We start from the raw sequence: 25,331 nt of genomic DNA, 5'->3' as shown, positions 1-25,331 counted from the left end.
GTGCTACCCCGGCACGCCCGTGGTCCGAGGGTCCGGATCGAAGACCTGCACCCGCTGCGCCGCACCGGAGCGCGAGGCCAGGACGGCCCGTCCCACCGGCAGCTCGGCCAGCTTCTGCTGGTGCGCGACGACGCCCTCGCGGGGGTCGCCCGAGAGCAGCAGGAACGGCGCGGCGGCGTCGCGCAGCCGCGCCAGCAGACCGTCGCCGAAGGCGGAACGCGAGATGCCGGCGCTGCGCCGCGCCAGCACCACGTGCAGTCCGATGTCGCGGGCGTGAGCCAGGTAGCCGAGCACCGGCGTCACCGGCGAGGTGGCCCCCTCCCACAGATCCAGGTCGTCGACCACCAAGTAGAGCTCGGGACCCTCCCACCAGGACCGCGCGGCGAGCTCGTCGGCCGACAGCGTGGACGGTGGCAGCCGCCGGTCCAGCTCGGTGCAGAGCTGACGCACGTAGTGCTCGGCCGCCTGCCGATCCCCGGCGTAGGCGGAGAGGTGGTCGTCGGCGACGGCGCCGAGCAGGCTGCGACGCGGGTCCAGGACCATCAGCTTGACGTCGGCCGGGTCGTCGCGGGCCACGATGCCCCGGACCACGGTGCGCAGCGCCGCCGACTTGCCGCTGGCGGCGTCGCCGACGACGACGAGATGCTGCTCGGTGCCGGCCAGATCCAGCCGGACGACCGCCATCGCGTCCTCGCCGATGCCCACCGGCACCCCCGGCGCGGCCAGGGCGAGCTCGGCCGGCTGCTCGGCCAGCGCGATCCGGTCGGGGAGCATCCGCACGGCCGGCGCGCGGTGACCGGACCATGCCTCGTCGATGCGCTGCAGCAACAGGTTCCGCGCGGCGGCCAGCGTGTCGGCGTCGATCCGGCCGTCCACCCGCGGCAGGACGACCTGCACCCAGCGTCCGCCGGCGGTCAGCAAGCGGCCCGGCACAGCCGGCGCCAGCCGTGCCTGCTGCCGGTGCACCTCGGACTCGGTCGGGTCGTTGAGCCGGAACTCGGCGCGGCCGTCGATGGTGTCGCGGAGGTTGGCGCGGATGTCGGCCCAGCGGTTGGCCGTCAGCAGCAGGTGCACGCCGACGCCGGGTCCGCGCGTGGCGACGTCCTGGACGAGCTCGTCGACCCCGGCGAGCTCGGCGCGCGCGGCACCCCAGTTGTCGATCACGAGCACGAGGTCGGCCAGCTCGTCGAGGTCGGCCATGGCGCCGGCCGCGCGCCGGCTGCGGGCGTCCGCGCTCGAGACGATGCCCTCGCGGCGGTAGAGCGCCTCGCGCTGCTGGATGCGCGTGCGCACCTCGGCCAGCACGCGGCGGGCGCGGTCCGGCTGGTGGCGACCGGCGATGCCGCTGCAGTGCGGCAGTCGCTCCAGCGCCTCCAGCCCGCCGCCACCCAGGTCGATGCCGGTGAACTGCAGCTCGGCCGGGGTGTGGCTCAGCGCCAGGCCGGTGAGGAAGGTGAAGAGCGCCGTGCTCTTGCCCGTCTGCGGCGCGCCGACCAGCGCCCAGTGGGCGGTCCGCTCGACCTCGATGCTCCAGATGTGCTGGCGCTGCTCGACGGGGAGGTCGATGACGCCGACGGGGCCGCCCACCCGGGTGCCGCCGCCACCTCCCCGGATGTGCAGCCCGCGGTCGGCGGACGTCATCAGCGAACCGGTGACGGCGTCCAGCGGGATCGCCTCCGGCAGCGGCGGCAGCCAGACCTGGTGCACCGGACGTCCGGCGGTGAGGCAGCGCCGGGTGAGCACCGCCATCACCGTCGGCCGGGCGAGATCGGCCGCCTCCACCTGCGGCGTCGGCTCCGGCTCGGGCGCGGCCTCCTGCACGCTGTCGCCGCCGCAGCGGACCAGCCGCCACGGGCTCACCCGGACCGCCGCCTCGGCGGCCCGCCGGTCGGGGACGTACGGGGCCGAGACGTGGGCGACCTGGAAGCGGGTGTAGACGCTCTCGTCCACCTTGAGATACGCCGCGCCGGGCTGTGCCGGCAGCCGGTAGGCATCGGGGGTGCCGAGCACGGTCCGGCTCTCGGCAGCCGAGAAGGTCCGCAGCGCCAGGCGGTAGGACAGGTGCGAGTCCAGGCCCCGCAGCCTTCCCTCCTCCAGCCGCTGGCTGGCCAGCAGCAGGTGGATGCCGAGGCTGCGCCCCACCCGGCCGATCTGCAGGAAGAGTTCGGTGAAGTCGGGGCGCTGGGCCAGTAGCTCGCCGAACTCGTCCACGATCACGACGAGGTCCGGCAGCGGCTCCAGCGGACGACCCTCCCGGTCGGTCATGCCGGCGGCGTGCCGCATCTGGTACTCGCGCACCGAGTCCAGGTCGCCGGCCTGCCGCAGCAGCTGCTGCCGGCGCTGCTGCTCACCCTGCAGTGCGGCGCGCATCCGCTCCACCATCGCCAGGTCGTCGGCGAGGTTGGTGATGAGCCCCGCGACGTGCGGCAGCTCGGTGACGCCGGCGAAGGTGGCGCCGCCCTTGAAGTCGATCAGCACGAGGCTGAGCAGGTCCGGCGAGTGCGTCGTCGTCAGCCCGGTCACCAGCGTCCGCAGCAGCTCGCTCTTGCCCGAGCCGGTGGCGCCGACGACGAGGCCGTGCGGACCCATGCCGCCCTGTGCGGACTCCTTGAGGTCCAGCGTCACGACGTCGCCGTCGGCGTCCACACCCAGCGGGACGCGCAGCATGTCGGGCGAGCCGGCGCGCACCCAGCGCTGCGACGGCTCGAAACGCTCGGCGTCGTCGACACCGAGGACGTCGAGCAGGTGGACCGAGCCGGTGAGCGCCGACGGCTGCTCGCCGTCCTGGACCAGCGGCGCCAGCCGGCGCGCGAGGAGCTCGGCCAGCTCGACGGGGACGTCGTCGGGATCGGCGTCGGAGACATCGGCGACCAGGGTGGGGTCCGGGGACTCCAGATGCAGGACGCCGGCGTCGTCGACCACCGCGCGGACGTCGACCCGCGACGGCTCGTCGGTGCGGCGGGCCACGAGGCAGACGACGTGCACCCCCAGACCGGGTCCGGCGGCGGCCAGCAGCGACGGCAGCAACGCGCGGCGAGCCCACTCGGCGTGCGGGTCGAAGCGGTCGAGCACGACCACGAGATGGCGGCGCTGCACCTGCTGCGCGCCGGCGAGGCTGCCGACCGCGGCGAGGCCCAGTCCCAGCGGCGTGCCGGGGGCGTCGGCCTCCTGCTGGGCGTCGGCGAGCAGCCCCAGCAGGCTGTCCTCCAGGTCGCGCAGATCGGCGCCGACCATCGGCACGCCGGCCTCGGCCGCACCCGGCGGGCGGGTGTGGGGCAGCCAGCCGGCCCATTCCCACTCGGCGAGGTCCTCGGGGCGGGACGATCCCGCGGCGACGGCCACCCGCACGTCGGCGGGGCCCTGCAGCGCCGTCAGCTGGCAGAGCAGGGAGCGGGCGATACTCCGGCCGACGCCGGGTTCGGCGAGCACGCTCACCACGCCACTGCGGGCGAGGTCCAGCCAGGCCGGCGCCAGCGGCAGCGTGCTCGTGGCATCGAGCAGCGCCTCCGCCGCGGCCGCGGCCACGTCGTCGTGCTCGGCCATCGGATCGCCGCGGCCCGGCACCGCGACGGGCGTGCCGAGGGTGCCGTCGCCGAAACCGACGCGCACCTTGAGGAAGTCGGCGTCCTCGCGGCGCCGCTCCCAGACACGGCGGCGATCGGCCACCAGCTCGAGCAGCCGCTGCGGGCCGGGGTGGGTCTGCAGCGCGACCCGGTTCTGGGTGCGGGCGATGTCGCGGGCCTGACGCCGGACGTCGGAGACGTGGGCGAGGTACTTGTCGCGCGCGAGCTGACGATCCTGCCGCTGCGTCTTGGTCATCTGATAGCGCAGCGCCAGCGTGGCGAAGACCGAGAGCACGACGAAGGCGATGCCGAGGGCGATGAGCACCGGCCGCCCGTAGCTGATCATGTAGCCGGCCATGGTGAGGCTGGACAGCAGCGGCAAGGCGAGCGTCACCCAGCCGCCGGCGGTCTGCGCGCGGCGGTTGACGCGCAGCGTGGGCGCGAGCGCGAGCCCCCCGGTCGGCAGCCGCTGCCCGGTCAGCCGGGCCGGGCGGTGCAGCAGGACCCTGCTCATCGGGACCTGCTCATCGACCCACGGTGTCGTAGCTGACCGCGGTCTGCTTCGGGTCGTTGATCGCGCCGTTGCCGGCCGGCGGGCTGCTCGGCGCCGCGCCGCTCAGACCGGTGTTGTAGTCCTGCCACTGCTTCTTCAGCTGGGCCTCGGTGCTGTCGAAGCCGTCGGCCGCGGCCTTGAGGTAGGTCATGTACTGGTTGAGCACCCCGATCAGCGGACCGGAGGCCGTCGTCACCCCGTCCGACCCGTCGGAGCCGAAGACGTCGTCGCAGGCGGCGCCGAGCTGCTGCGCGAAGGCCTGCGCCTCGTGGGCGGAGTCGCTGTTCCAGCCGGTGCTGAGCGCGGCGAGCGCACCGAAGATGGTGTTGACGTGGGCGAGCAGCGCCTGCCGGCTGCTCTCGACCTTCGTGGCGAGCGCCCACAGCGTCTGCGGGTCGACCTTGATCGACGCGCTGTCGTAGTCGGCCGGCGCGCTCATGCCCCACCACCACCGAGCATGGCGGCGTTGGTGTCGAGGACGTGCTGGTAGTTCTGCCGGGTCTTCTGCACCCGCAGCAGCACCTCGCCGAGCAGCGAGTGCAGCGTGTCGCAACGTTTGGCGACCGCGTCCTGCAGCTGGCCGGCGGTGGCGGCCGAGGGCGAGGTCCAGGACGACGGCAGCTCGCCGAAGTGGGACTTCAGGCCGGCCAGCTCGCCGGCGAAGCCGCTGATCTCGCCGCTGATGACACTGATGGCGTGGTCGAAGGCGGCGATGTCGCCACGCAGGTCGGGGACGCTGGTCATGACGCTGCGATGCACCTCGATGCGCTCGGACGATGTGCGGCCGGTCGGGCGTCCCGACAGGACCTGCCTTGACCCCGCGACGCTAAGCCGCCGCCCGAGTCGGGCGATATCCCCCTTTCGGGGGTTTGTGTGGTCCGGCCGTCCCCGACGATGCTCAGCGCATGGGCGACCCCTCTTCGCTGGACCCGGGCCCGATCCCGAATCCGTTCACCGACGACAAGGGCGGCGGCGACTCAGCCCCGCCCGCGCCGGAGGAGGATCCCTACCGCTCGAAGGTGCTGTGGTCCGAGGTCCCGCACATCACGCCCACCGACTCCGGCGGCGGTGGCGACGCCCCGACCGCGGCCGCGCCCACCGGAGCGGCGATGTCGATGGACATCGGCGCCGTCCGGGACATGCTCACCGGCCTGCTCGGCACGGTCCGCGGGTTGTCCGACCAGCAGGACCGTCTCGTCGACGCGGTCCACGCCGCCCACACCGACAGTTTCTGGGGCGAGAAGGCCGGCTGGTCGTACTACAACACCGGCTACATGAACCAGCCCGAGGGCGACATGCAGTTCTCCTCCGACAGCGCGGTGGCGGGGCCGGCGAAGCAGTTCGCGCCCATCATCAGGGAGATGCAGGAGAAGGCGCTGCAGCGCGTCGCGACCGCCCTGCAGGCCACCGGCGAGTGGATGGCCGGCGTCGACCAGTCCGCCGGGGCCTACGCCTCAGCCGATCACGCCGCCCGGCTGCCCGAGATCCCGGCCGTGGTCGACCCCGGCACGGTCAAGACGACCTGACGCGCCGGCCCGACTCCCGGGCTCAGGCCGGGGCGACGTCCGCGGCGGTGAGCGTGCGGAGCTGCTCGGTGTCGGCGTCCGGCTCGGCACTGAGCCGGTGCGCCTGCCGCTCGGTCATGCGCTGGAAGAGCTGCCGCGCCGCGCGGCCGTTGCCGAAGTGCTCGTCGCGCTCGGCGTCAGCGAAGTGTTGCAGCAGCGCCGCCGCAGCCGAGTCGTCGACGGCGTACTCGTGCGGCGCGGCCACCGCGCGGACGATCCGGACCAACTCCTCGGGCGTGTAGTCCTCGAAGAGCATGGTCCGGGTGAAGCGCGAGCTCAGGCCGGGGTTGGCACCGACGAAGCGGGCCATCTCGTCGGGGTAGCCGGCGACGATGACCACCACCTCGTCGCGGTGGTCCTCCATCAGCTTCACCAGCGTCGAGATGGCCTCCTGCCCGAAGTCGTTGCCGACACCGGGCGGCACCAGCGAGTAGGCCTCGTCGATGAAGAGGACGCCGCCCAGCGCGCGCCGGAACGCCGCCTGGGTCTTCGGGGCGGTGTGGCCCACGTACTCGCCGACCAGGTCGCCGCGGTCCACCTCGACCAGGTGGCCCGAGGGGAGCAACCCCAGCACCGACAGGATGCGGCCGTAGAGCCGCGCCACCGTCGTCTTGCCGGTGCCGGCGTTGCCGGCGAAGACGAGGTGGCGGCTCAGCGGCGGGGCGGCGAGGCCGGCGTCCTGGCGTCGCCGGACATGCTGCATCAGCGTCACCATGGTCGAGACGTCCTGCTTGACGCGCTCCAGCCCCACCAGGTCGTTGAGCTCCGCCAGCAGCGCGTCGAGCGCGACCTCGGCGTCCTCGGCGGGGTGGTCGACCGTCGTCGCGGGCGCTGCAGGTCGGGGTTCGAGGGCCAGGGCCCCGGCAACGACCGGACGGGCGGCGACACTCCGCTCTGCCCGCTGCGGCAGCCGCGGGTCGGCGACCCGCTCGGCGGTGCTGCCGGTGAGGACGGCCTCGACCGAGTCGGCGAAGAGCAGGTCACGCTCCACCTCGCGCACCGTGCAGTCGATGAGCTCGGGACGCGCCCGCTCGCCGGCGCAGACGGCGGGGAATGCGGTGCGCGCGAGGGTGACCCGGTGCAGCGCGGCGGCGGCCCCGTCGTCCAGGAAGACTCCGTTCTTGCCGCAGTCCTCGATGGCGGTGCCGCGGACGGCGACAGCCGCGCCCGCGCGCACCACCAGCCCGGTGCCGGCGATCTCGGCGAGCCGGCCGCCGTCCATCTCGAGCTCCGCGCCGGTCTCGGCCGTGACCCCGCTGCCGGCGACCGTGCAGTCGCGCAACCAGGCGGCACCTGCCACCTGCACCCCGGGCCCGGTGCTCTCCGAGACGGTCAGCGAGCGCAGCAGCACCGGCCAGCTCGCCGCCACCCGGACGCCCACCCCGCACTCTGCGACGGCCGTGCCAGCGGCCATGGCGGCGGCCGAGGCGGTGACGTCCAGGCCGACGCCGCAGGAGCGGATCGTGCCGCCGTGCAGTCGCGCCCGCGACCGTCCCGCCACCGTGACCCCGCCGCGGGAGGTGTCGGCGATCGTGGCGTCGTGGACCTCCAGCTCGGCGTCGGTGTCGACGTAGACGGCGTCGAGGGTCGTGTGATGCGCGCCGACCCGGTCCAGCCGGACGCGGGCGGACCCGGTGACGAAGACCCCGTTACCGCCGGTGTGCGAGACGACGGTGGTGGCGACCGTCAGCAGGCTCTCGTCGGCGGCGACGATGCCGGAGTCGCCGCAACGGGTGACGGCGCTGTCGTGCAGCTCCAGCCGCGCCGCGCCGGTGGCGAGGATGCCGACCTCGTCGGCCTCCACCCGCAGCGCGTCGCCCTCGACGCTGGCCTGGTCGCAGGCGGCCACACCGCGGCCGGCCCGTGCCTGCAGGCCGGTGAGGGCCAGCGTGGCCCGGTCCTCGGCGAGGGCCGCCAGGCCGGCGGCGTCGACGGTCACCGCGGCGGCCCGCAGGGTGGCGTCGGTCCGGGCGCGCAGCGCCGCGCCCACCACTCGTTCGGCCCGCAGCCCGTCGAGGGTCACCGTGGCACCGGCGTCGGCCAGCACGCCGTCGCCGTCGATGTCCCGCACGATCAGGTCGCGGCCTCGGAGCTCTCCGTCGCCGTCGCAGCGGATGGCCGGACCGCTCACGTCGTGCGCGGCGAGAGCACCCAGCTCGGCCGTCGCCGTGCCGGTGATGCGCACGCCGCGACCGGTGACCTCGCAGCCGGTCATCGTCACCGTCCCGGCGCGGGCCTCGAGGACCACCGTGGCGACGCTCGCCGCGCCGCTGGTCAGCACCAGCCCCTGCAGGACGACGTCGCCGCCGTCGACCACGACGGCGGCCTCGTCGCGGCCGACGATGCGGACGCTGCCCGGTTCCTGCTCGACCACGATGCGCACGTCGCGGTCACAGCGCACCGACTCGACGTACTCCCCCGGCGCCACCGAGACGGTGGCGCCGGGATGGGCCTCGCGCACCGCCGCGCCGATGGTCCGGTGGGTCCCCCACCCGTGGGCGGCCACCCGCAGCTGCGCGGTGCTCACGCCACCGACCTACTGCCAGCAGGTCAGCTTGACCTGCGTGACCGAGTGGTGGCGCCAGGTCGGCGTGCGGTTCTGGTCGTAGGGGAAGCCGTTGCCGTGCTCGAAGAGCATCAGCTTGCCCGTCGTGGTCGTCACGGTGCCGAGGTCCACCCAGCGGCCGCGGTTGGCTTGCTCGTCGACACCGCTGAGCTTGAGGTGCTTGCCGGCGTTGAAGTCCCAGCTGTCCACGAAGTCGTAGCCGGTCGGGTTGCCGCCGGCGGCGCGGATGTCGGCGGTGTCCGGGACCCACGTCGCCGCCGAGCAGGTGGTCGTTCCGGGCGTGACGCTGAACTGGAACCGGGCGTCACGGCCGCTGTCACCCCAGCCGCCGGACATCGGCATGCTGTCGAAGCCGCCGTTGCAGGCACCGCCGCCGCTGTTGTGCCACATCCAGCCGTTCTCCGGGTGGTCCCGGTCCTCGTAGCGACCGTCCTCGAAGAAGGCAGAGTCGCGGGAGTAGCAGCCCCAGCCGGTCACCTGGTGGGTGACGTTGCGCTGCGCGGTGAGCCGCTGGGCCAGGCGGCGTCCCGCGGTCGAGGAGGACCTCGCAGCAGGCGCGGCTGACGCCCGGCGGGCCGCCGTGGTCGACCGGGCTGCCTTCGCCGCGGCCGGATGCGCAGCCGGGGCGGGTGCGGTCACGGTCCGGGTCTCGGTCACCGTCGATCCGGGGCCGGGCACGCGGACGTAGACGGTGCGGGTCTCGGTGCCCCCCGGCACCGGCACGCGGATGATCTTGGTACGCCACCGGGTGGTCACGCCGGGGGTGGGAGCCGGCGACGGTCCTGCCGACGAGGACGCGGCGAGTGGCTGCGGGTCCCCGACGGGCCGGACGTGCGCGGGTCGGGTGAGCGCGCCGACGCCCACGCAGACGGCGATGACGGCGACGAGGGCCGAGGCGACCAGCAGGGCGCGGGAGAGCCCGAAGGCCACGCCGGTGTTGCCGCCGGAGCCGCCCGAAGAGTGGCCGAGGGCGCGCTGCAGCGATCGCGAGGTGCGGTCCGGGGAGGTCACGGTGTCTCTCGTTTCGTCGGTCGTCCGGATGCCGGGTCGCCGCGACTCACAGCGAGCGCCCGACGTGCCAGAAGTGTTCGAAGACCTCGAAGCTGCCGACGGTCAGCACGACGGCGACGGCCACCAGCAGCACGCTGGTGATCCGCGCGGCACGGACCAGACCGTGCTCCGCCGACGACGCCGACGACGCCGACCGGGGCTTGGCGGCAGGGCCGGCCTCGGTGCCCGCGCCGCTCAGGCCGAGGGCCACGGCGAGCAGGACCAGCACCGACACCAGCACGGGGCCGACCCAGGCCGGCCACCAGCGGCCCGGCAGGACCGAGAGGACGACGAGGGCGGCGGCGGCACCGCCGACGAGCAGGACGGCGCCGTCCGTGGCGCGGCGCGCGGGCACCGCCCGCAGCAGGACGAGGAGGGCGAGCACGCCCGAGAGCACCGCGGCGTAGACCGAGGTGGCCCGGGCGAGCACGACATCGGCAGCCACCACGAGGGCGGCGCCGAGGAGGCAGGCGGTGACGAAGACGACGTGGACCTGGCCGACGGCCAGGGCGATGCGGGACTGCATCGCGCGCTCCCAACGCGCCTGCACAGCGGAGCGTCGGACCGCCGGCACCCGCGGTCCGGCGGGCTCGGACAGCTGCTGCGCGGTCGCCTCGGGGACGAGCGCACCCAGCCGCCCGGCGAGGGCCGGGGCGAGGGTCACGAGCAGCGCACCCAGCGTGCCGACGACAGCGGCGGACTGGACCGGGTCGGCGCCGGTCCCGGTCAGCAGGGCGGTGGTGATGCCGGCGCCGGCGACGGCGAGCGCCGGTCCGATCACCGGCAGTACCGGGACGGCGGCCCCGGCGAGCAGGCAGGCCAGGGCCACGCCGACGCCCACCCGCGGGACCAGGTCCCCTGCGGAGGCGCTGTAGCGGGCGGCCACGGCCAGCACCGTCACCGCGCACCAGGCGGCGAGGACGGCGTCGCCGCGGGAGGGGCGAGGTCCGCGGTGGCGCAGGTTGGCCGCGGCGAGCAGCACCAGGCCGACGACGGCGGTGGCGAGACCGAGGACGGCCCGTCCCTCCCCGCGGACGGCGACGGTGAGTCCGGTCAGCGCGGCCACCGCGGCGCCGAGGTAGCCCAGGCGCTCGACGGCTCGGGTGGCGGCAGCCGGGGTCCAGCGGCCGAGACCGTCGCGCTCCTCGGCGTCGTGCACCATCTCGCCGATGTCCAGCACGAGGGCCTCGCCGACCTCGTCGGCGGCCGCGTCCCGGACCTCCAGCACGGCCCCGTCCAGCACCCCGGCCTCGGCGAGGGTGGCCATCGGCGCGATGGCCGGACGGCCGACCTCCCCCAGCGTCCAGACCGGCGGCAGCATGACGTCGCCGAGTGCGAGGTCTCGCACCACCAGCTGGGTGACCTCGAGCAACGGAACCCGCGAGGGCAGCGACACCGTCACCCGTCCGCTGCCGGGCAGGACCACCGTGACCCGGCAGTACCGCTCCGAGACCAGCGGCCGGGTGAGTCCGGCGTCCGGACGCTGAGCCGGCAGGACCGGTCGCGCCCCGGCCGGGAACCCGGCTGTCCCGGCGGGTGGCTGGGCCGCTGGCGGGTGCTGCGCCGGCGGGTGCTGCGTCCGGACGGTCTCGCCCGGTCGGCCGGCCGGCGCCGAGCTGGACCGCAGCGGCGTCGACCCCGGTCCGGCAGGGCCGCGACCGGGTGGCCCGTACGGGGCGGAGACCACCGTCAGTGCGCCCAGGTCTTGGTGTTCGCGCCCTCGGTGGCGCCCCAGTTCTCGGCGATCCGGTCCAGGTCGAAGGAGATGGAGCCGAGGATGGAGTCGGCGGACTTGGTGCCGTCGCCGAAGAGGTTGCGGCTGGCGACGTCCCACTCGGTCTGCAGCTGCTGGTAGCTCTCGGAGGCGCCGACGCCGGTCCAGAACTCGGCCAGCCCCTGCGTGCGGGCCTTCAGCGACTGCAGCAGCTCGTAGATCTGCCCGGAGCGGGCGGCGACGGTCGAGCCGGCGGTGGCGAGCTCGGCCTTGACCATGAAGTTGCCGGGTGCGCTCATCTCGTTCTCCTGGGGTCTCGGGGCGGGATCAGAACGACGCCGGCGGCAGGTTGTTGGTCAGCGTCTGCATCGTGGTGGTGTTGGTGGAGCCGGTCGCGTCGTAGTTCTCGGCGTTGCCCCGCAGGCCGTCCGCGATGCCGGAGAGGGCGTGGTCCAGGGACTTGGCGTTCTGGTCGAAGCGCGCCATCAGGTCGATGAAGGCGGCCTGGTCCGAGCCCTTCCAGAACTCCTGGGTGCCGGCGACGAAGGACCGCAGCTGGTCCAGCTCGTTCTCGATCTCCTGCACCGTGTTCACGACGTAGGACGAGGTGGACCGCACGTCGTCGGTGACGACGGAGAAGTTGGTGATCTGCGCCTCGGTCATGGGGTTCCTCCGATGTCGGCCCGGGACTCGCGCGGTCTCGGATGTCGGTCGGTTCATCCTGGAATGGCGGGGCTCGCCCTGACCATCCACCATTCGGAGGACAAGGGGACAAAGGGAGCAACCGGACAGCGACGTCCGCGACAGCCTCAGGCCGCGACGAGCTGCCGCTCGCCGACGGCACGTCCGGCGACGGCGCGGCGACCGCGGACCACCAGCAGGCCGGTGCGGACGAAGACCTCGCCCATGGCCATGAGGACCAGGGCCGCGGTCCAGGCGTCACCACTGGTGATGTGGTGCTGCAGCGAGAAGCGGGCGAGCGACGCGTCGCCGCCGTGCTCGGCCCAGAGTGCGAAGCCGAAGCGGAAACCCATGCTGGCGACCCAGGTGCCGGCGGCGATCCAGCCGGCCCGGACCAGGGCGTGCCTTCCGCCGTCGGCCCGGACCCGCGTCGTCATGCCGCTGAGTAGGCCGCAGCCGATGCCGACGGCGGTGAACCCGCCGATGAGGACGAGGTCGTTGCCGCCGGTCGGGATGTCGCGCAGGTAGTGCATGCAGACCCAGGCGCAGATGCCGAGGGGCAGCAGGATCGCCCGGAGGTCCAGGCGGGCCTCGCGGATCTGACGGAAGACGATGGCGATGAGGGCGATGTCGAGGATGTAGTCGGTGGCTGTCATGGGGAGAACCCTCGTCCGATCGGCGCCGGATCGGATCGGCCCCGGGGTGGAGACCGGGTGGAGGCCGGGTGGAGACCGGCGTGGATATCTGGCGCGGTCCCTCACCCCCGGTGTGCACCCCGCGGTCCCCCGGCTTGCACCCCGCGGTCCCCCGGTTTGCACCCCGCGGCGCGCCTAACGGTGTCTCGCGGCAAGCGATAGCGACGCCGCGAGGTGCAAAGACGGAGCACCCGGATGCACATCGGGGCGACGGAACACCCCCGCGGTCGCCGATGTTTGCGACAATGGACAGTCGCCTTCCCCCCGTTTGGAGCACCGTGACCGACGGCCCCCTGATCGTGCAGTCCGACAAGACCCTGCTGCTCGAGGTCGACCACCCGCTGGCCGGTGAGGCCCGCGCCTCCATCGCGCCCTTCGCCGAGCTGGAGCGCTCACCCGAGCACGTCCACACCTACCGGCTGACACCGCTGGGGCTGTGGAACGCGCGGGCGGCGGGCCACGACGCCGAGCAGGTGGTGGACGCCCTGGTCCGTTACAGCCGCTACGCCGTCCCGCACGCGCTCCTGGTCGACGTCGCCGACACCATGGACCGCTACGGCCGGCTGCAGCTGGTGAAGCACCCGACGCACGGACTGGCGCTGGTGAGCCTGGACCGCGCCGTCCTGGAGGAGGTGCTGCGGCAGAAGAAGATCGCCCCGATGCTCGGGACTCGGGTGGACGACGACACCGTACTGGTGCACCCGTCTGAGCGTGGTCGGCTCAAGCAGGCGCTGCTAAAGGTCGGCTGGCCGGCCGAGGACCTGGCCGGCTACGTCGACGGTGAGGCGCACGAGATCTCCCTCGCGCAGGACGACTGGTCGCTGCGCGACTACCAGCAGCAGGCCGCGGACATGTTCTGGGCCGGCGGCTCGGGGGTCGTCGTCCTGCCCTGCGGTGCCGGCAAGACGATGGTGGGCGCCGCCGCGATGGACAAGGCGAAGGCCACCACCCTCATCCTCGTCACCAACACCGTCGCCGGCCGGCAGTGGAAGCGCGAGCTGCTGGCCCGCACCACGCTCACCGAAGACGAGATCGGCGAGTACAGCGGCGAGAAGAAGGAGATCCGTCCCGTCACCATCGCGACGTACCAGGTGATGACGGCCCGCCGGAAGGGCGAATACCGCCACCTGGAGCTCTTCGACTCCCGCGACTGGGGCTTGATCATCTACGACGAGGTCCACCTGCTGCCCGCGCCGATCTTCCGGCTCACCGCCGACCTGCAGTCGCGGCGGCGGCTCGGGCTGACGGCGACGCTGATCCGCGAGGACGGCCGCGAAGGCGACGTCTTCTCCCTCATCGGCCCCAAGCGCTACGACGCGCCGTGGAAGGACATCGAGAACCAGGGCTGGATCGCCCCCGCGGACTGCACCGAGGTGCGGGTGACGCTCACCGACGCCGAGCGGATGGCCTACGCCACCGCCGAGCCCGAGGAGCGCTACAAGCTCGCCGCCACCGCGCGGACGAAGCTGCCGGTGATCCGCTCGATCATCGAGCAGCACCCGGACGAGCAGGTGCTGGTGATCGGCGCCTACCTCGACCAGCTCGACGACGTCTCGGCCGAGCTCGACGGCGCGCCCGTCATCCAAGGTTCGACACCGACCAAGGAGCGCGAACGGCTCTACGACGAGTTCCGTCGCGGCGAGTCGCGGGTGCTCGTGGTCAGCAAGGTCGCCAACTTCTCCATCGACCTGCCCGAGGCCGCCGTCGCCATCCAGATCTCCGGCACCTTCGGGTCGCGCCAGGAGGAGGCGCAGCGGCTCGGACGGGTGCTCCGTCCCAAGGCCGACGGCCGGCAGGCGCACTTCTACACGGTGATCTCCCGCGACACCCTGGACGCCGAGTACGCCGCCCACCGGCAGCGCTTCCTCGCCGAACAGGGTTACGCCTACAAGATCGTGGACGCCGACGACCTCCGCTCGCCCCTCCCCGAGGTGCCGGGCGAGGACGACTGACGCCCGTCCCGCCAGATCCGCCCCTCCGGCCTGACCCGCCCTTCCCGCCTGACCCGCCCCTCGTTTCCATGATCAGCAGGCGGTTTCGGTCGCCGGAACGACCGGAACCGCCTCTTGATCACGCCACCGGATGCGGCGCGCGGCTGCGACCGCGCCAGAACGGCGAGGCCGGGAAGCGCGTCTCGCTGGCGTAGAGATCCGCCACCCCGGCCAGGTAGTCGTCGAATTCCCCGGCGAGCAGCTCGGCGTGCCCGCGACAGTCCAGATCGGGACGTGGCCGCTCACCCGCCAGCAGCTCACCGGCGCGGATGCCTATCTCGAGCGCCCGGTGGATGCCCTGCGCGGAGACCGGGTCGTAGGAGGCCGCCGCGTCCCCGACGGCCAGCCACCCCGGACCGGCGGCACGATCGAGGCGTCCGGAGCGGGCGGTGCGGACCTCGAGGGACGGCGCGACCGGGTCCGTCCCGAGCAACCACCCCGCCAGGTGCCGGGTACGGCCGAGCGCCGACACCCAGCCCTGCCACGAGCCGACACCGGTGCGCCGAATCGCGGCGGCGTCCGTGGCGAGGCTGACGACGAGCCGGCCGTCCGGCACCCCGGCCGCGTACCACCAACCCTCCTCGACGGCCTCCACGGCGGTGCGCTCGATCAGCGGGTGACCCGGTCCGGCCCGCAGCCGGGCCGTCACCAGGACGATGGCGCCGGCGGGTTCGACCCGGGCGCCGAGGTGCCGCGCCACCCTGGCGGACGGGCCGGTGGCGTCCACGAGGTACCCGGCGCGGAGCGTCTCGACCCCGTCGCCACGGGTGAGACCGACGGCGAACGGGCCGCCGTCGGAGGTCACGGTCACCACCCGTCCCGGGGTCACCAGCACCCCGCTTCGAGCCGCGCGCCGGCGGAGCTGACCGTCGAAGCGCGCCCGGTCCAGATGCCAGCCGACACCGTAGGCACTGCGCAGGAAGTCGTTGTGGCCCGGTTCGTCATCGCCCCAGCAGGAGACGCTGCCGACGCAGCGCTGGTGCCCACCGCCGGTCACGATCTCGTCGAGCACGCCCAGCCGGTCCAGCAGCGGTGTGGTGACGGGCGGGATGCTCTCGCCCGGCTGCGGTGGACCGCCGCCGTCCACGAGGCTGATCCGCAGCTCCGGACGCGCCGCCGCCAGCGTGATGGCGGTGGCGCAGCCGGCGGTGCCGGCCCCGGCGACCAGGACGTCTACCGGGGCCGACAGCTCCGACCGTGAGGATGCCGTCGTCAGTGGACCGCGCCCATCCCGAGGATCTGACCGGTGCGGTGGCCCTTGACGACGGCGCTCGGCGTGTTCAGCCGCAGGCTGGTGTGCGCCGCGGCGAGCATCGGGCAACCCTCGGCGATCCAGCGGTGCACCACCTCGATACGCAGCTCGCCCGGGTTGCTGACGCTCTCCAGCGCGAAGACCGAACCCATCGGGCCGGTGGGCGAGATGAGGTTGACGAACTCGCTCGCCGCCGGAACGCCCGGCGTCACCATCTCGTTGCGGCGATCGGCCAGCGCGGACATCAGCTCCGACGTCGGTCGCCCGAACCACCAGTGCACCGACCGCGCCATCCCGTCGGCGTCGGCGAGGAAGTTCTCCTGGTGCGCCGGGTTGCCCGCCTGCACCGGCCGCAGCTCGTCGACCAGATCCGCCATCGCCCTCGCCGCCAGCTTGCGACGGGGCTTCGGCGGAGCCGGCGGGGCGGCGAGGGATGCGGTGTAGCTCGCCCACAACGCGATCTCGTCGTCGGTGAAGACCCGGTACATCGGACCGGTCTCGAAGTCGAGGAGCTGGTTCAGCCTGCTGTTCGGCCAGTCACCGGGGGTGAGGTAGTCGTGCGCCACGAGCGCGTCGAGGAACCCGGCCGGATCGGCGAACCACTCGTTGATGGCGGTGTCACCGACGGTGTGCCACTGGTGGTTCAGGCTGCCGTACTCCGCCTTGGCCGCGATCATCTGCAGCACCTGCTCGCGCAGCGTCGGCGGGGTGGTGAGCAGGTCCTGCATGTCCTGACCCAGCGTGCCGATGGTGCCGAAGGCGACGAAGCCGTTCCAGATGCGACGCCACGCCTGCTGCACCGCGTCGTCCCCACCGGTGGCCCTGACATTCTCCAGATAGATGTCCACCGCTTCGACGGCACGCGCACCGTGTCCGTTGACGGAGTTGTCGATGCCGATGTGCATGACATAGAAGTGCGAATCGATACCGAAGTGGTCGAGCAGGTCGCGAGTGGGCTTGAGATCGACGACCTCCCATTCGAGCTGCAGGGTCATGCCGAGCAACTCGGGAAAGTACTCCTGCGAGAACTGCGAAATCGCCAGCTCGAATGCCGGGACGGTGAAGGCGCTCTGCAGCAACTGCGGATCGAAGGCGAACTCGGCGCTGTTGACCGGTGGCGGGTAGTAACCCACCGAATGGCACAGGTCGAGATAGATGTTGCAGTGGTTCTTGGAGATGTCACCGTCGCCGAGCTCGTCCATCAGTACCGAGAAGAGCAGCGACCGGACCTCGTCCATCGGCCCGGCCTGGCCGATGTTGCGCAGCCAGGCCCCGTCCATGAGGTTCAGCGGCGCCATCTGCGTGATGCGCGTGATCATGTCGGCGCGGGTGCGGAAGACCGGGTCGCCGCTGGGATCGCTGGCGTCGGCGGCGTCCACCAGCTCCTGGTAGATGAAGTCGAGCCGGTCCTGCAGCGCCTGCTTGCTGTACGGGAAGAAGCGCTGGTCGACGACCGCGGTGGGGTCGTCGGAGAGCCGCTGCGCCCACGCCAGCCAGTAGTCGGTGTACTGCCGGGCCTGCGCCAGCAGCCCGGCGTCCTCGTCGTAGTTGAGCAGCCGGTAGAAGAGCTGCCGTTCGTCCGGCGGCGAGGACGGGTCGTCCGGATTCGGCGTCGAGGAGAGATTGGGGAACGGCTCGACGGGCGTGAGGTCGGTGTCGATGAGCTGGCTGCCGGCCTCGAGCAGCCACCTCGGCTGCGGCGTGCCGGGCAGGCCGTCGATCGTCGGGGCCTGCATGACCGTGCCGATGCGATGCCAGTTGTCCAGCATCTGCGAGATCGGCTCCTGGTAGCGCCCCCAGTTCTCCGGCAGGTCGGAGTCGGTGCCGGCGCCGCGCACCGACCAGCGCTGCGGACCCAGCTCCAACGTCCGCTTGTGCGTCCCCGGGTCGTCGACGGTGTCGACCACCACCAGCAGGTCGTCGGCGGGGAAGACCGCGACCGGACGCTGGGCCGGCCAGGACCAGAAGAGCAGCCGGTTGCCCTTCGGATTCGGCGACGGCGGGTGGGTGGAGCACGAGTTGTAGTCGGTGTGCCACGGCAGGGCCATGAACTTGGAGAGGTCGCCCGGCTCGACGCCGTCGGTGACGTGACGCGGGACGAAACCGCCGGTCAGCAGCGGGGCTCCGGTGGCCGCCGCGCCGTAGTCGAGCTCCTTGCGCCGCACCCGGAAGGGTCCGCCGTCGCTCCAGTCCCGGACGTAGACCTCCGGCTCCCGGGTCACGAAGGTCATGTCGATGCCGGGACTGAACCGGCCGCCGAGGCAGTTCATCAGCGACGCCTTGTCCAGCAGCTCGCCGTGACCGAGGGCAGGCGCCGGGTCCGAGGAGTACGTCCCGGCGTTCCACTGCTGCAGGAAGAAGTACTGGGTGCGGCGCAGCGCCAGCATGCTCTCGCTGGCATCACCCAGGGCGAGCGGCATCAGCGTGGTGTTCTGGTATTGGTCCTTGTCGGGGTCGCGGAAGATGGCGGCGAGACCGGAGACGGGCGTGGACCACGGATCGGTGGCGGCGGTGATCGTGTCCAGTTGGGCGTGCGCGGACTGCGCAGCGGGATTGAGGTTCGTCGTCCACTGCGCCAGCGACGCAGCCCGGAAGATCGGATGCACCTGGTCGTCGAAGGACGGCCGGTAGCTCGCGTCGTAGCCGGTCTCGGGACGGAAGATCTCCGGGGAGAGACCGAGCTCGCGCACCCAGACGTCGTAGAGGTCGTCCCACAGCGAGACGATGTTCAGCACCTGCGGCGCGAAGCCGGGATCGGTCGCGGTGACCCACGCGCCGTGCACCGCCTGCACGGTGCCGTCGGTGAAGACGAGGGTGGCCTCGACCGGGCCGTCGCAGCTGTCGTCGAACCACTGGTCGTTGTTGACGTCGTCGTCCAGCGGCGGCGCCGCCCCGGCCACCCGCCAGCCCGCAGCCTTGCCGTAGCCCCCGGCGAAGATCAGGCGGCCGTCGGCGTCGGTCCGCAGCTCGCCGAGCGTGTCGATCGGTCCGGCGGTGGCGACGAGGTCGGGAAAGGTGTCGGCGGGAAACGAGGTCGCATAGTCGGCCAGTTCCCGGGTCTCTGCCGCGCCGGGGGCCCGATAGCTGGCCGGGGTGGCGGCGTCGAAGGCCACCGGCCCGCTGTCGGCGCCGTGGACGGTGCGCGGGCCGGGGTCGATGGTCAGGGCGCGAACCCGGTCGGGATGGTTGAGCACCGCGAGCTTGTCGGCCGGCTGCCGGTGACCCGGCTTCGGATACATCGCGTTGCGCAGCGGGGGCAGGCGGCCGTCGGAGTAGCTTGCGATGCCCTGGTGCTCGCCGTCCTCGACCAGCACGAACCAGTTCGCCTTCTTGTTGGCGACGTGCACCGACCAGACGATGTCGGCCACGACCTTGCCGTCCACCTCGCTGCCGAGGGTGATCTCGGCGCCCTCGCCCGACGGCCAGGTGGCGGTCGGCTCGGGGTAGGCGAAGATCCGGAACCGGGCTGCCTGTCGCCGCAGCCGACCGCCATCGTCGCGCAGGTCGCTGCTGGTGATGTGCTCGTCCTCCGTGCCCGCCTTCAGCGGCAGTCCGCCGAGCACTGCTCCCTGCCCCGGCTGGTCCAGGCCGGTCAGTGATTCGGGTGCGAGGTTGAATTCGGAGCTGTTACCGACCCGAGCGATACCGATAGCCGGGTGAATACGAAATTGCGACGGCATGGCGAAGCCTTCCCTCCGGGGAACGGACGCAGGATGGCGAGAGGCCGAGAAACGGCGTTAATGCGACGTCGACGGCTTTCACCCGGCGCTTCGGACGCAATTCGGACAGCTCGTGACGAGGAACATAGTTTCACGCCCAACTCACGTCAAGAGTGCGCGTCGCTTATTCGGCGAATGGTGGGCCCGGGCGCGCCAATGGCGTTGCCGAACCGGGACCGTCACGGCGTCGGCAGCCCGGGCGCGACCGCGCGGTAGCGTCTGCCCATGAACGAGCCCGCCGTCCCCGAGCCGGACGGCAAGGACTGGACCTGGACGCTCACCCGGCCCTGCCCGGAGTGCGGCTTCGACGGGCCGGGGATGGATCGTGCCGATGTCCCGGCGCTGACCCTCATCCACACCGCGACGCTCACCGCCGCCCTGGCCGGGTCGGCCGCGGTACGCCGCCCGGCTCCGACGGTGTGGTCCCCGCTGGAGTACGGCTGCCATGTCCGGGACGTCTGCACGCTGTTCCGGGATCGGCTGCGGCTGATGCTCACCGAGGACGATCCCGAGTTCGCCAACTGGGACCAGGACGCCACCGCGCTGGAGCAGCGCTACTGGGAGCAAGACCCGGAGGCGGTGTCGTGGGAGCTGCGGATGGCTGCGGACGACGTCGCCGACGCCTTCGGCGTGGTCCGCGCCGACGAGTGGCAGCGGACGGGCCGCCGCTCCAACGGCTCCGAGTTCACCGTCGACACGTTCGCGCGGTACTTCCTGCACGACCTCGCCCACCACGCATGGGACGTGACCCGCACGCGGTGACCTACGCCGGCCATTCCCAGCCGATGCCGTACACCCCTCCTGCCGCCGGGGCCGCCAGCGAGTGGACGACACCGAAGGGTGAGACGGGCAGCTCCGCGCCCCTGATCTTGGCACCGTCCACGGTCTCGCATCGCAACCGGAAAGCGCGGGCAGGACGGGCGTTCGGCGAGAAACGAAGCTGGAACGACACGGTCGTCGACTGCGCCGGATCGACGTACAGCGACTCGTCGTCGGTCGGTGCCGTCGGGTCCGCGGGACCGAACTCGACGGCATAGCCGACGAGCAGCCGCTCCCCGGCGCGATATCGCCGGCCGAGCGAGCCGAGGAACGCGCGGCCCGCGGTACCGGCCACCTCCGAGCTCTCCTCCGGCTCGAGGTTCACCCACTGCTCCGGGATCGGCGCCATCGAGCTCTGCCCGAGCGGGTAGCTCAGCACCACCAGCAGCTCGGCAATGTCGGCCTCGACATCGAAGACGCGCGTCACGGCCAGCGTGCGCCAGCGCCGATCCTCACCGATAGTGACGACGGTGTCGGTGGTCACGGCGCGGATGGCGCTCCGCTGCCGTGCCACCGCGTCGCGCAGCGCCTGCTCGGTCGGCGCCTCGTCGAAGAGATCGAGGATGTCCAGCTCGGCGAACCGCCAGGCCGCGACCAACCGGTCGGCGTCGGCCGCGTTCAGTCGCAGCGCTGCGCCGAGCCCCAGTAACGTCGCACGGTGCGGTCTGAGCGCCCGGCCCGATTCCAGCGCACGGACCGTCCGCTCACTGACCCCTGCTCGTTCGGCCAGCTCCTCCTGCGTCAGCCCGGCCGCGACGCGCGCCTGCTGCAGTGCCCGCGCCCCCTCCCGCGCACCCATGTCAGGGCCACTCCCGGCGAGCGGATCGCCGGTGCGCCGGCACCCTTCCGTCCGGGTGCCGACGCATCGGCTCGACGCCACACCCGGGGACGATCTGTCCCTCCCGGCACCGCGCCCCTGTGGCGGCACACGGCAGATCGTCTTCTCGCGGATGCCTGCTGCGTCTGCCGAGAACGGTAGGAGCGGCCGACGCTCCGGAACAGGAAGACTCGGCGGCAACCTTCGTCACCGCAGGTCGCTCCCGTCCCAGTACCACCGCAGGCCGCATCTGCCGCAGCGCGGCGACCGCGTGAGCATCAGCCATAGCTGAAAGTGTAGGAAAAGGCGCCTTCCGGTATTGCGGGTGAGAACTCCCCACGGTTCCCCGGCCGGGGGTGGTACCCATGACGCATGCGCCGCCGACACGCCCTCCTCGTCCGGCTCGCCGCCGCCGTCCTGGTCGCGACCACGGCGACCGCATGCACCTCCGACGGCCAGAAACCCGCGGCACCGGCATCGTCCGCCAGAACCGCCACGACCGCCACGACCGCCGCCGGCACGCTGGCGACCTCGCTGCGCTCGGGGCTCGCCGGGGTGACGTCGGCCCACTTCGAGCTGACCGGCACCCTCGGTGGCCAGCGTTTCACCGGCTCGGGCGAGGAGAAGATGGACGCCGGCACACTCACCGGACTGCAGGCGCAGGCGGCCCTGCCCGCCGGCATCGGCGAGGTCGAGCTGATCGTCACCGGCGGCGCTAAGTACGCCAAGCTGCCACCGCCCTTCGCCACCACCGCCAAGCCGTGGGTCGCGGTCTCCGCCAGCAGCAGCAACCTGATCGTCAAGCAGCTCGCCGGAGTGCTGGACGCCGCGCTGGCGGCGGCCGACCTCGGAGGGCTGAGCACGATCGCCGGCGCCGCCACGAGCGTCCGCACGACCGGGACCGAGACCGTCGCGGGGACGGCCACCACCCGCTACGCGCTCGTCATCGCCCCCGCCAAGCTCCCCGGCGAGCTGGCCACCGCCCTGGGCAGCAAGGACATCCCCGTCACCCTCTGGGTCGACGACAGCGACCGGCCGGCGCAGGTGCGGACCGCCGTTGCCGTGGCCGGGCAGCCCGTCGCGGTCACCGTCGCGTTCAGCAGATTCGACGCGCCGGTGACGATCACCGCCCCGCCTGCCGGACAGGTCACGACCGGCTGAGCGCAGGCCGGGCAGAATGACTCGGTGCACGCCGCCATCACCATCCTCGGCCTCGTCGCCGTCGTCGGCGTCGTCGCCGGTATCGCCCGACGGTTCGGCTGGTCCGAGCCGCTCGTCCTGGTGGTCGTCGGCATCGGCATCAGCTACATCCCGAACGTCCTCGAAGTCGAGCTGACGCCGGACCTGGTGCTGCTCGGCCTGCTCCCGCCGCTGCTCTACGCGGCCGCGATCCGCACCAGCCTCGTGGACTTCCGCGCGAACCGCCGGCCGATCCTGCTGCTCTCGGTCGGCCTGGTCATCGTCTCGACGGTGGCGGTGGGGCTGGTGACGTGGTGGGTCGTCCCCGGCGTCACGCTTGCCGCCGCCTTCGCCCTGGGTGCGGTCGTCGCGCCGCCGGACGCCGTCGCCGCCACCACCGTCGCACGACGGGTCGGCATGCCGCGCCGCATCGTCTCCATCCTCGAGGGGGAGAGCCTGGTCAACGACGCGACCGCCCTGGTTGCGCTCAACGCCACCATCGCCGCCATCACCGCCACAGTCACGCCGTTCGAGGTCGGTCGGGACTTCGTCATCGCGGCCGGTGGCGGCCTGCTCATCGGCGCGGCCGTGGCGCTGGTGCTCGGCTTCGTCCGGAAGCGGATCGACGACCCGGTGCTGGACACCACGCTCTCCTTCGCCGCGCCCTATGTCGCCTTCCTCCCCGCCGAGGAGATCCACGCCTCCGGCGTCCTCGCCGTCGTCGTCGCGGGCCTGCTGCTCGGCCACAACGCACCGCGGCTGCAGACGGCCAGCTCGCGCATCGCCGAGAACATCAACTGGCGGACGGTGCAGTTCCTGCTCGAGAACGTGGTGTTCCTGCTGATCGGGCTGCAGGTGCGCCGGCTCATCGACGGCGTGCGCAGCGACCACGACGCCCTCGGCCCGGTGCTCCAGGCCTGCGCCGTCGTGCTGGTGACGACCATCGCCGTCCGCGTCGCCTACGTGCTGGGCTCCACCGGGATCATCCGGCTGCTGCACGCCAATCCCTGGTCGTGGCGCGCCTCCTTCGCCATCTCGTGGGCCGGCATGCGCGGCGTGGTGACGCTGGCGGCGGTCTTCCTGCTCCCGGCGGAGACTCCCGAACGTTCGCTGCTCGTGGTGGCCGCCTTCGCGACCGTGGCCGGCACCCTGCTCATCCAGGGGCTGACCCTGCCGTGGCTGGTGCGTCGGCTGCACCTGCCGGGGCCGGACGCGGCCGAGGACGCGCTGCAGAGTGCGCAGCTGGTGCAGGCCGCGGCCCAGGCCGGCCTGGCCGCCCTGGACGAGATCGCCACCGAGGACGACGCCGAGGAGGTCCTCGAGGAGCTCCGGGCCCGCGCGAACGCCCGCAGCAACCGCATCTGGGAGCAGCTCGGCCGCTCGCACGCCGAGCTGGAACCCCCGGCCGCGGCCTACCGGCGGCTGCGACTGCAGATGCTCTCCGCCGAGCGGGGGTCGGTCCTGGAGGCGCGCAGCCGCGGGGTCTACGACGACGAGGTGCTGCGCCGCGCGCTGCAGTCGATCGACCTGGAGGAGTCGCTGCTGGACCGCGTAGCCGACGCGGCCAACCGCCTGGACGACGAGCTCACCACCCACGAGCAGCGCGCCGGCGACTGTGAGCACCTGCAGGACGCCCCCCGCTTCATCGAACCGACCACGCCGAACGGCTGCGAGGAGTGCCTGCGCGACGGCACCCAGTGGGTGCACCTGCGGCTCTGCCTCACCTGCGGGCACGTCGGCTGCTGCGACTCGTCGGTCGGCAAGCACGCCTCGGCCCACTTCCGCGAGACCGAGCATCCGGTCATGCGCTCGATCGAGCCGGGCGAGGCATGGCGCTGGTGCTTCGTCGATGAGCAGCTCGGCTGACGCCGACTTCTCCCCCGCGTCCCGTATCGGACGCTTTCCCGATTTGCGCCGGACACCCACGGGCAGGACGTTGGGGTTGCTCTCAGTAATCCCACACCGCTCCCGGGGGAGACATGCGCACACCGCACCGCCTGCTCACGATCGGCGTGACGGCGACCGTCACGGCCGCCGCCACCGCCACGCTCGTCGCCACCGTCCCGGCCGACGCCGGACCCGGCGACGCGCCGCACCACGGCCACACGACCTTCGCCACCCCGACGGTGTTCGGCCACCGCGGCGCGGCCGGCTACCGCCCTGAGCACACCGCGTCCGGTTACCGCGTCGGCGCGCAGCAGGGCGCGGACTACCTCGAGCCCGACCTCGTCCCCACCAAGGACGGCCAGCTCGTCGACCGGCACGAGCCCGAGATCAGCCAGACCACCGACGTCGCCAGCCATCCCGAGTTCGCCAACCGCAAGCGAACCGTCACCATCGACGGCGTCAAGACCACCGGCTGGTTCAGCTTCGACTTCACGCTCAAGGAGCTGCGGACGCTGCGCGCCGTCGAGCGCATCCCGGCGATCCGGCAGCACAACACCCTCTACAACGGCCTGGACCGGATCCCCACCCTGCAGGAGGACATCGACCAGGTCCGCGCGCTGTCCAAGGAGTACCACCGCACCATCGGCATCGTGCCGGAGATCAAGCACTCCACGTTCTTCCGATCGATCGGCCTGCCGATGGAGGACCGCTTCCTGGCGATCATGAAGCGCAACGGACTGCTGACCAGGCATTCGACGACGCCTGCGGTGCTGCAGTCCTTCGAGGTCGGCAACCTGCAGTACATCCACCGCAAGGCCCCCGCGCTGCCGTTGGTCCAGCTCACCGAGGCCACCGGCGCCCCCGCGGACTTCGTCGCGAGCGGCGACAAGCGCACCTACGCCGACATCACCTCGGCGTCGGGCTTGCAGCAGGTCGCCAAGTACGCCACCTGGCTCGGGCCGGACAAGAACCAGATCGTGCCCCGGACGTCCACCAACGCGCTCGCCCGGCCCACCACCCTGGTCGCGGATGCGCACCGCGCCGGGCTGAAGGTCGTCCCGTACACCTTCCGCAACGAGAACACCTTCCTGCCGACCGACTTCCAGCGCGGCGCGAACCCGGCTGACTACGGCAACGCCCTCGCCGAGGACCGGCTCTTCTACGAGCTCGGCATCGACGGCATCTTCACCGACAACCCCGACACCGCCGTCGAGGCGCGCAGGCTCTGGGTCCAGGCGGGGCGCCCGCGGCGCTGACCCGCGCCCACGATCGGGGAGTGC

General features: G+C 72.7%; 18 protein-coding genes. 6 read left to right on the top strand and 12 right to left on the bottom strand.

Features of this window, described 5'->3' with window-relative positions:
* Nucleotides 1–3: 3 nt before the first annotated feature.
* Genes eccCa through AC0NZQ_RS09190 form a run of 3 tightly spaced genes read right to left on the bottom strand, consistent with a single transcriptional unit; the run spans nt 4 to nt 4,860 of the window.
* Nucleotides 4–4,077, bottom strand: a complete 4,074-nt coding sequence (gene eccCa, locus AC0NZQ_RS09200) for a type VII secretion protein EccCa (protein ID WP_474529506.1) — start codon at nt 4,075–4,077, stop codon at nt 4–6.
* Between the two features lie 10 nt (nt 4,078–4,087).
* Nucleotides 4,088–4,555: a WXG100 family type VII secretion target gene (locus AC0NZQ_RS09195; RefSeq protein WP_474529505.1), complete on the bottom strand. Its 468-nt coding sequence runs from the start codon at nt 4,553–4,555 to the stop codon at nt 4,088–4,090.
* Entirely contained in the window at nt 4,552–4,860 is a 309-nt protein-coding gene (locus AC0NZQ_RS09190; RefSeq protein WP_474529504.1) for a WXG100 family type VII secretion target, read from the bottom strand. Before AC0NZQ_RS09190 ends, AC0NZQ_RS09195 begins: the two co-directional genes overlap by 4 nt.
* Before the next feature lie 161 nt (nt 4,861–5,021).
* Here AC0NZQ_RS09190 and AC0NZQ_RS09185 point away from each other — a divergent pair, with 161 nt between their 5' ends.
* Nucleotides 5,022–5,642, top strand: coding sequence for a hypothetical protein (locus AC0NZQ_RS09185; protein WP_474529503.1), 621 nt, complete (start codon nt 5,022–5,024; stop codon nt 5,640–5,642).
* A 22-nt stretch (nt 5,643–5,664) separates the two neighbouring features.
* Here the strand turns inward: AC0NZQ_RS09185 and AC0NZQ_RS09180 are convergent, their stop codons facing one another.
* The 6 genes from AC0NZQ_RS09180 to AC0NZQ_RS09155 all read right to left on the bottom strand — a co-directional run bounded on the left by AC0NZQ_RS09180 (nt 5,665) and on the right by AC0NZQ_RS09155 (nt 12,348).
* The gene (locus tag AC0NZQ_RS09180) at nt 5,665–8,208 is read right to left on the bottom strand and encodes an AAA family ATPase (protein WP_474529502.1); all 2,544 of its coding nucleotides are present in this window, start codon (nt 8,206–8,208) and stop codon (nt 5,665–5,667) included.
* A 9-nt stretch (nt 8,209–8,217) separates the two neighbouring features.
* Nucleotides 8,218–9,258, bottom strand: a complete 1,041-nt coding sequence (locus AC0NZQ_RS09175) for a hypothetical protein (protein ID WP_474529501.1) — start codon at nt 9,256–9,258, stop codon at nt 8,218–8,220.
* 46 nt (nt 9,259–9,304) lie between these two features.
* Nucleotides 9,305–10,984 (bottom strand): EsaB/YukD family protein, encoded by a 1,680-nt coding sequence (locus AC0NZQ_RS09170; RefSeq protein WP_474529500.1) that lies wholly within the window; start codon nt 10,982–10,984, stop codon nt 9,305–9,307.
* Between the two features lie 2 nt (nt 10,985–10,986).
* On the bottom strand, nt 10,987–11,310 hold the full coding sequence (locus AC0NZQ_RS09165; RefSeq protein WP_474529499.1) for a WXG100 family type VII secretion target: 324 nt from the start codon (nt 11,308–11,310) through the stop codon (nt 10,987–10,989).
* Nucleotides 11,311–11,338: 28 nt separating this feature from the next.
* On the bottom strand, nt 11,339–11,674 hold the full coding sequence (locus AC0NZQ_RS09160; protein ID WP_474529498.1) for a WXG100 family type VII secretion target: 336 nt from the start codon (nt 11,672–11,674) through the stop codon (nt 11,339–11,341).
* 146 nt (nt 11,675–11,820) lie between these two features.
* A complete protein-coding gene (locus tag AC0NZQ_RS09155; protein ID WP_474529497.1) occupies nt 11,821–12,348 on the bottom strand; it encodes a hypothetical protein in 528 nt (175 codons plus the stop codon).
* A 317-nt stretch (nt 12,349–12,665) separates the two neighbouring features.
* On the opposite strand from AC0NZQ_RS09155, the gene AC0NZQ_RS09150 reads away from it, so the two are divergent.
* The gene (locus AC0NZQ_RS09150; protein WP_474529496.1) at nt 12,666–14,339 is read left to right on the top strand and encodes a DNA repair helicase XPB; all 1,674 of its coding nucleotides are present in this window, start codon (nt 12,666–12,668) and stop codon (nt 14,337–14,339) included.
* Between the two features lie 118 nt (nt 14,340–14,457).
* On the opposite strand, the gene AC0NZQ_RS09145 is transcribed toward AC0NZQ_RS09150, so the two are convergent.
* Both AC0NZQ_RS09145 and AC0NZQ_RS09140 read right to left on the bottom strand, forming a co-directional pair.
* Nucleotides 14,458–15,699, bottom strand: coding sequence for an NAD(P)/FAD-dependent oxidoreductase (locus tag AC0NZQ_RS09145; RefSeq protein ID WP_474529495.1), 1,242 nt, complete (start codon nt 15,697–15,699; stop codon nt 14,458–14,460).
* Complete coding sequence (locus AC0NZQ_RS09140; RefSeq protein WP_474529494.1) at nt 15,591–19,310, bottom strand: LodA/GoxA family CTQ-dependent oxidase; 3,720 nt, start codon at nt 19,308–19,310, stop codon at nt 15,591–15,593. The genes AC0NZQ_RS09145 and AC0NZQ_RS09140 overlap by 109 nt, the downstream gene beginning before the upstream one ends.
* A 264-nt stretch (nt 19,311–19,574) precedes the next feature.
* Between AC0NZQ_RS09140 and AC0NZQ_RS09135 the strand changes: the two genes are divergently transcribed.
* Nucleotides 19,575–20,111, top strand: a complete 537-nt coding sequence (locus AC0NZQ_RS09135) for a DinB family protein (RefSeq protein ID WP_474529493.1) — start codon at nt 19,575–19,577, stop codon at nt 20,109–20,111.
* 1 nt (nt 20,112) lies between these two features.
* Here AC0NZQ_RS09135 and AC0NZQ_RS09130 read toward each other — a convergent pair whose 3' ends face one another.
* Nucleotides 20,113–20,967: a helix-turn-helix transcriptional regulator gene (locus AC0NZQ_RS09130; RefSeq protein ID WP_474529492.1), complete on the bottom strand. Its 855-nt coding sequence runs from the start codon at nt 20,965–20,967 to the stop codon at nt 20,113–20,115.
* A 390-nt stretch (nt 20,968–21,357) separates the two neighbouring features.
* Here AC0NZQ_RS09130 and AC0NZQ_RS09125 point away from each other — a divergent pair, with 390 nt between their 5' ends.
* From AC0NZQ_RS09125 to AC0NZQ_RS09115, 3 genes are all read left to right on the top strand, one after another.
* Nucleotides 21,358–22,146 carry an SCO4651 family lipoprotein gene (locus AC0NZQ_RS09125; protein ID WP_474529491.1) on the top strand — a complete coding sequence of 263 codons (789 nt, stop codon included), beginning with the start codon at nt 21,358–21,360 and terminating at the stop codon, nt 22,144–22,146.
* 24 nt (nt 22,147–22,170) lie between these two features.
* Nucleotides 22,171–24,030: a Na+/H+ antiporter gene (locus AC0NZQ_RS09120; RefSeq protein WP_474529490.1), complete on the top strand. Its 1,860-nt coding sequence runs from the start codon at nt 22,171–22,173 to the stop codon at nt 24,028–24,030.
* Between the two features lie 113 nt (nt 24,031–24,143).
* Nucleotides 24,144–25,307, top strand: a complete 1,164-nt coding sequence (locus tag AC0NZQ_RS09115) for a glycerophosphodiester phosphodiesterase (protein WP_474529489.1) — start codon at nt 24,144–24,146, stop codon at nt 25,305–25,307.
* The last annotated feature ends 24 nt before the right edge of the window (nt 25,308–25,331 follow it).

The sequence above is a fragment of the Jatrophihabitans sp. sgz311053 genome (genome assembly GCF_056135305.1).
The sequence above is the reverse complement of the archived record's forward strand: the minus strand, read 5'-3'. Positions and strand labels throughout refer to the sequence as shown.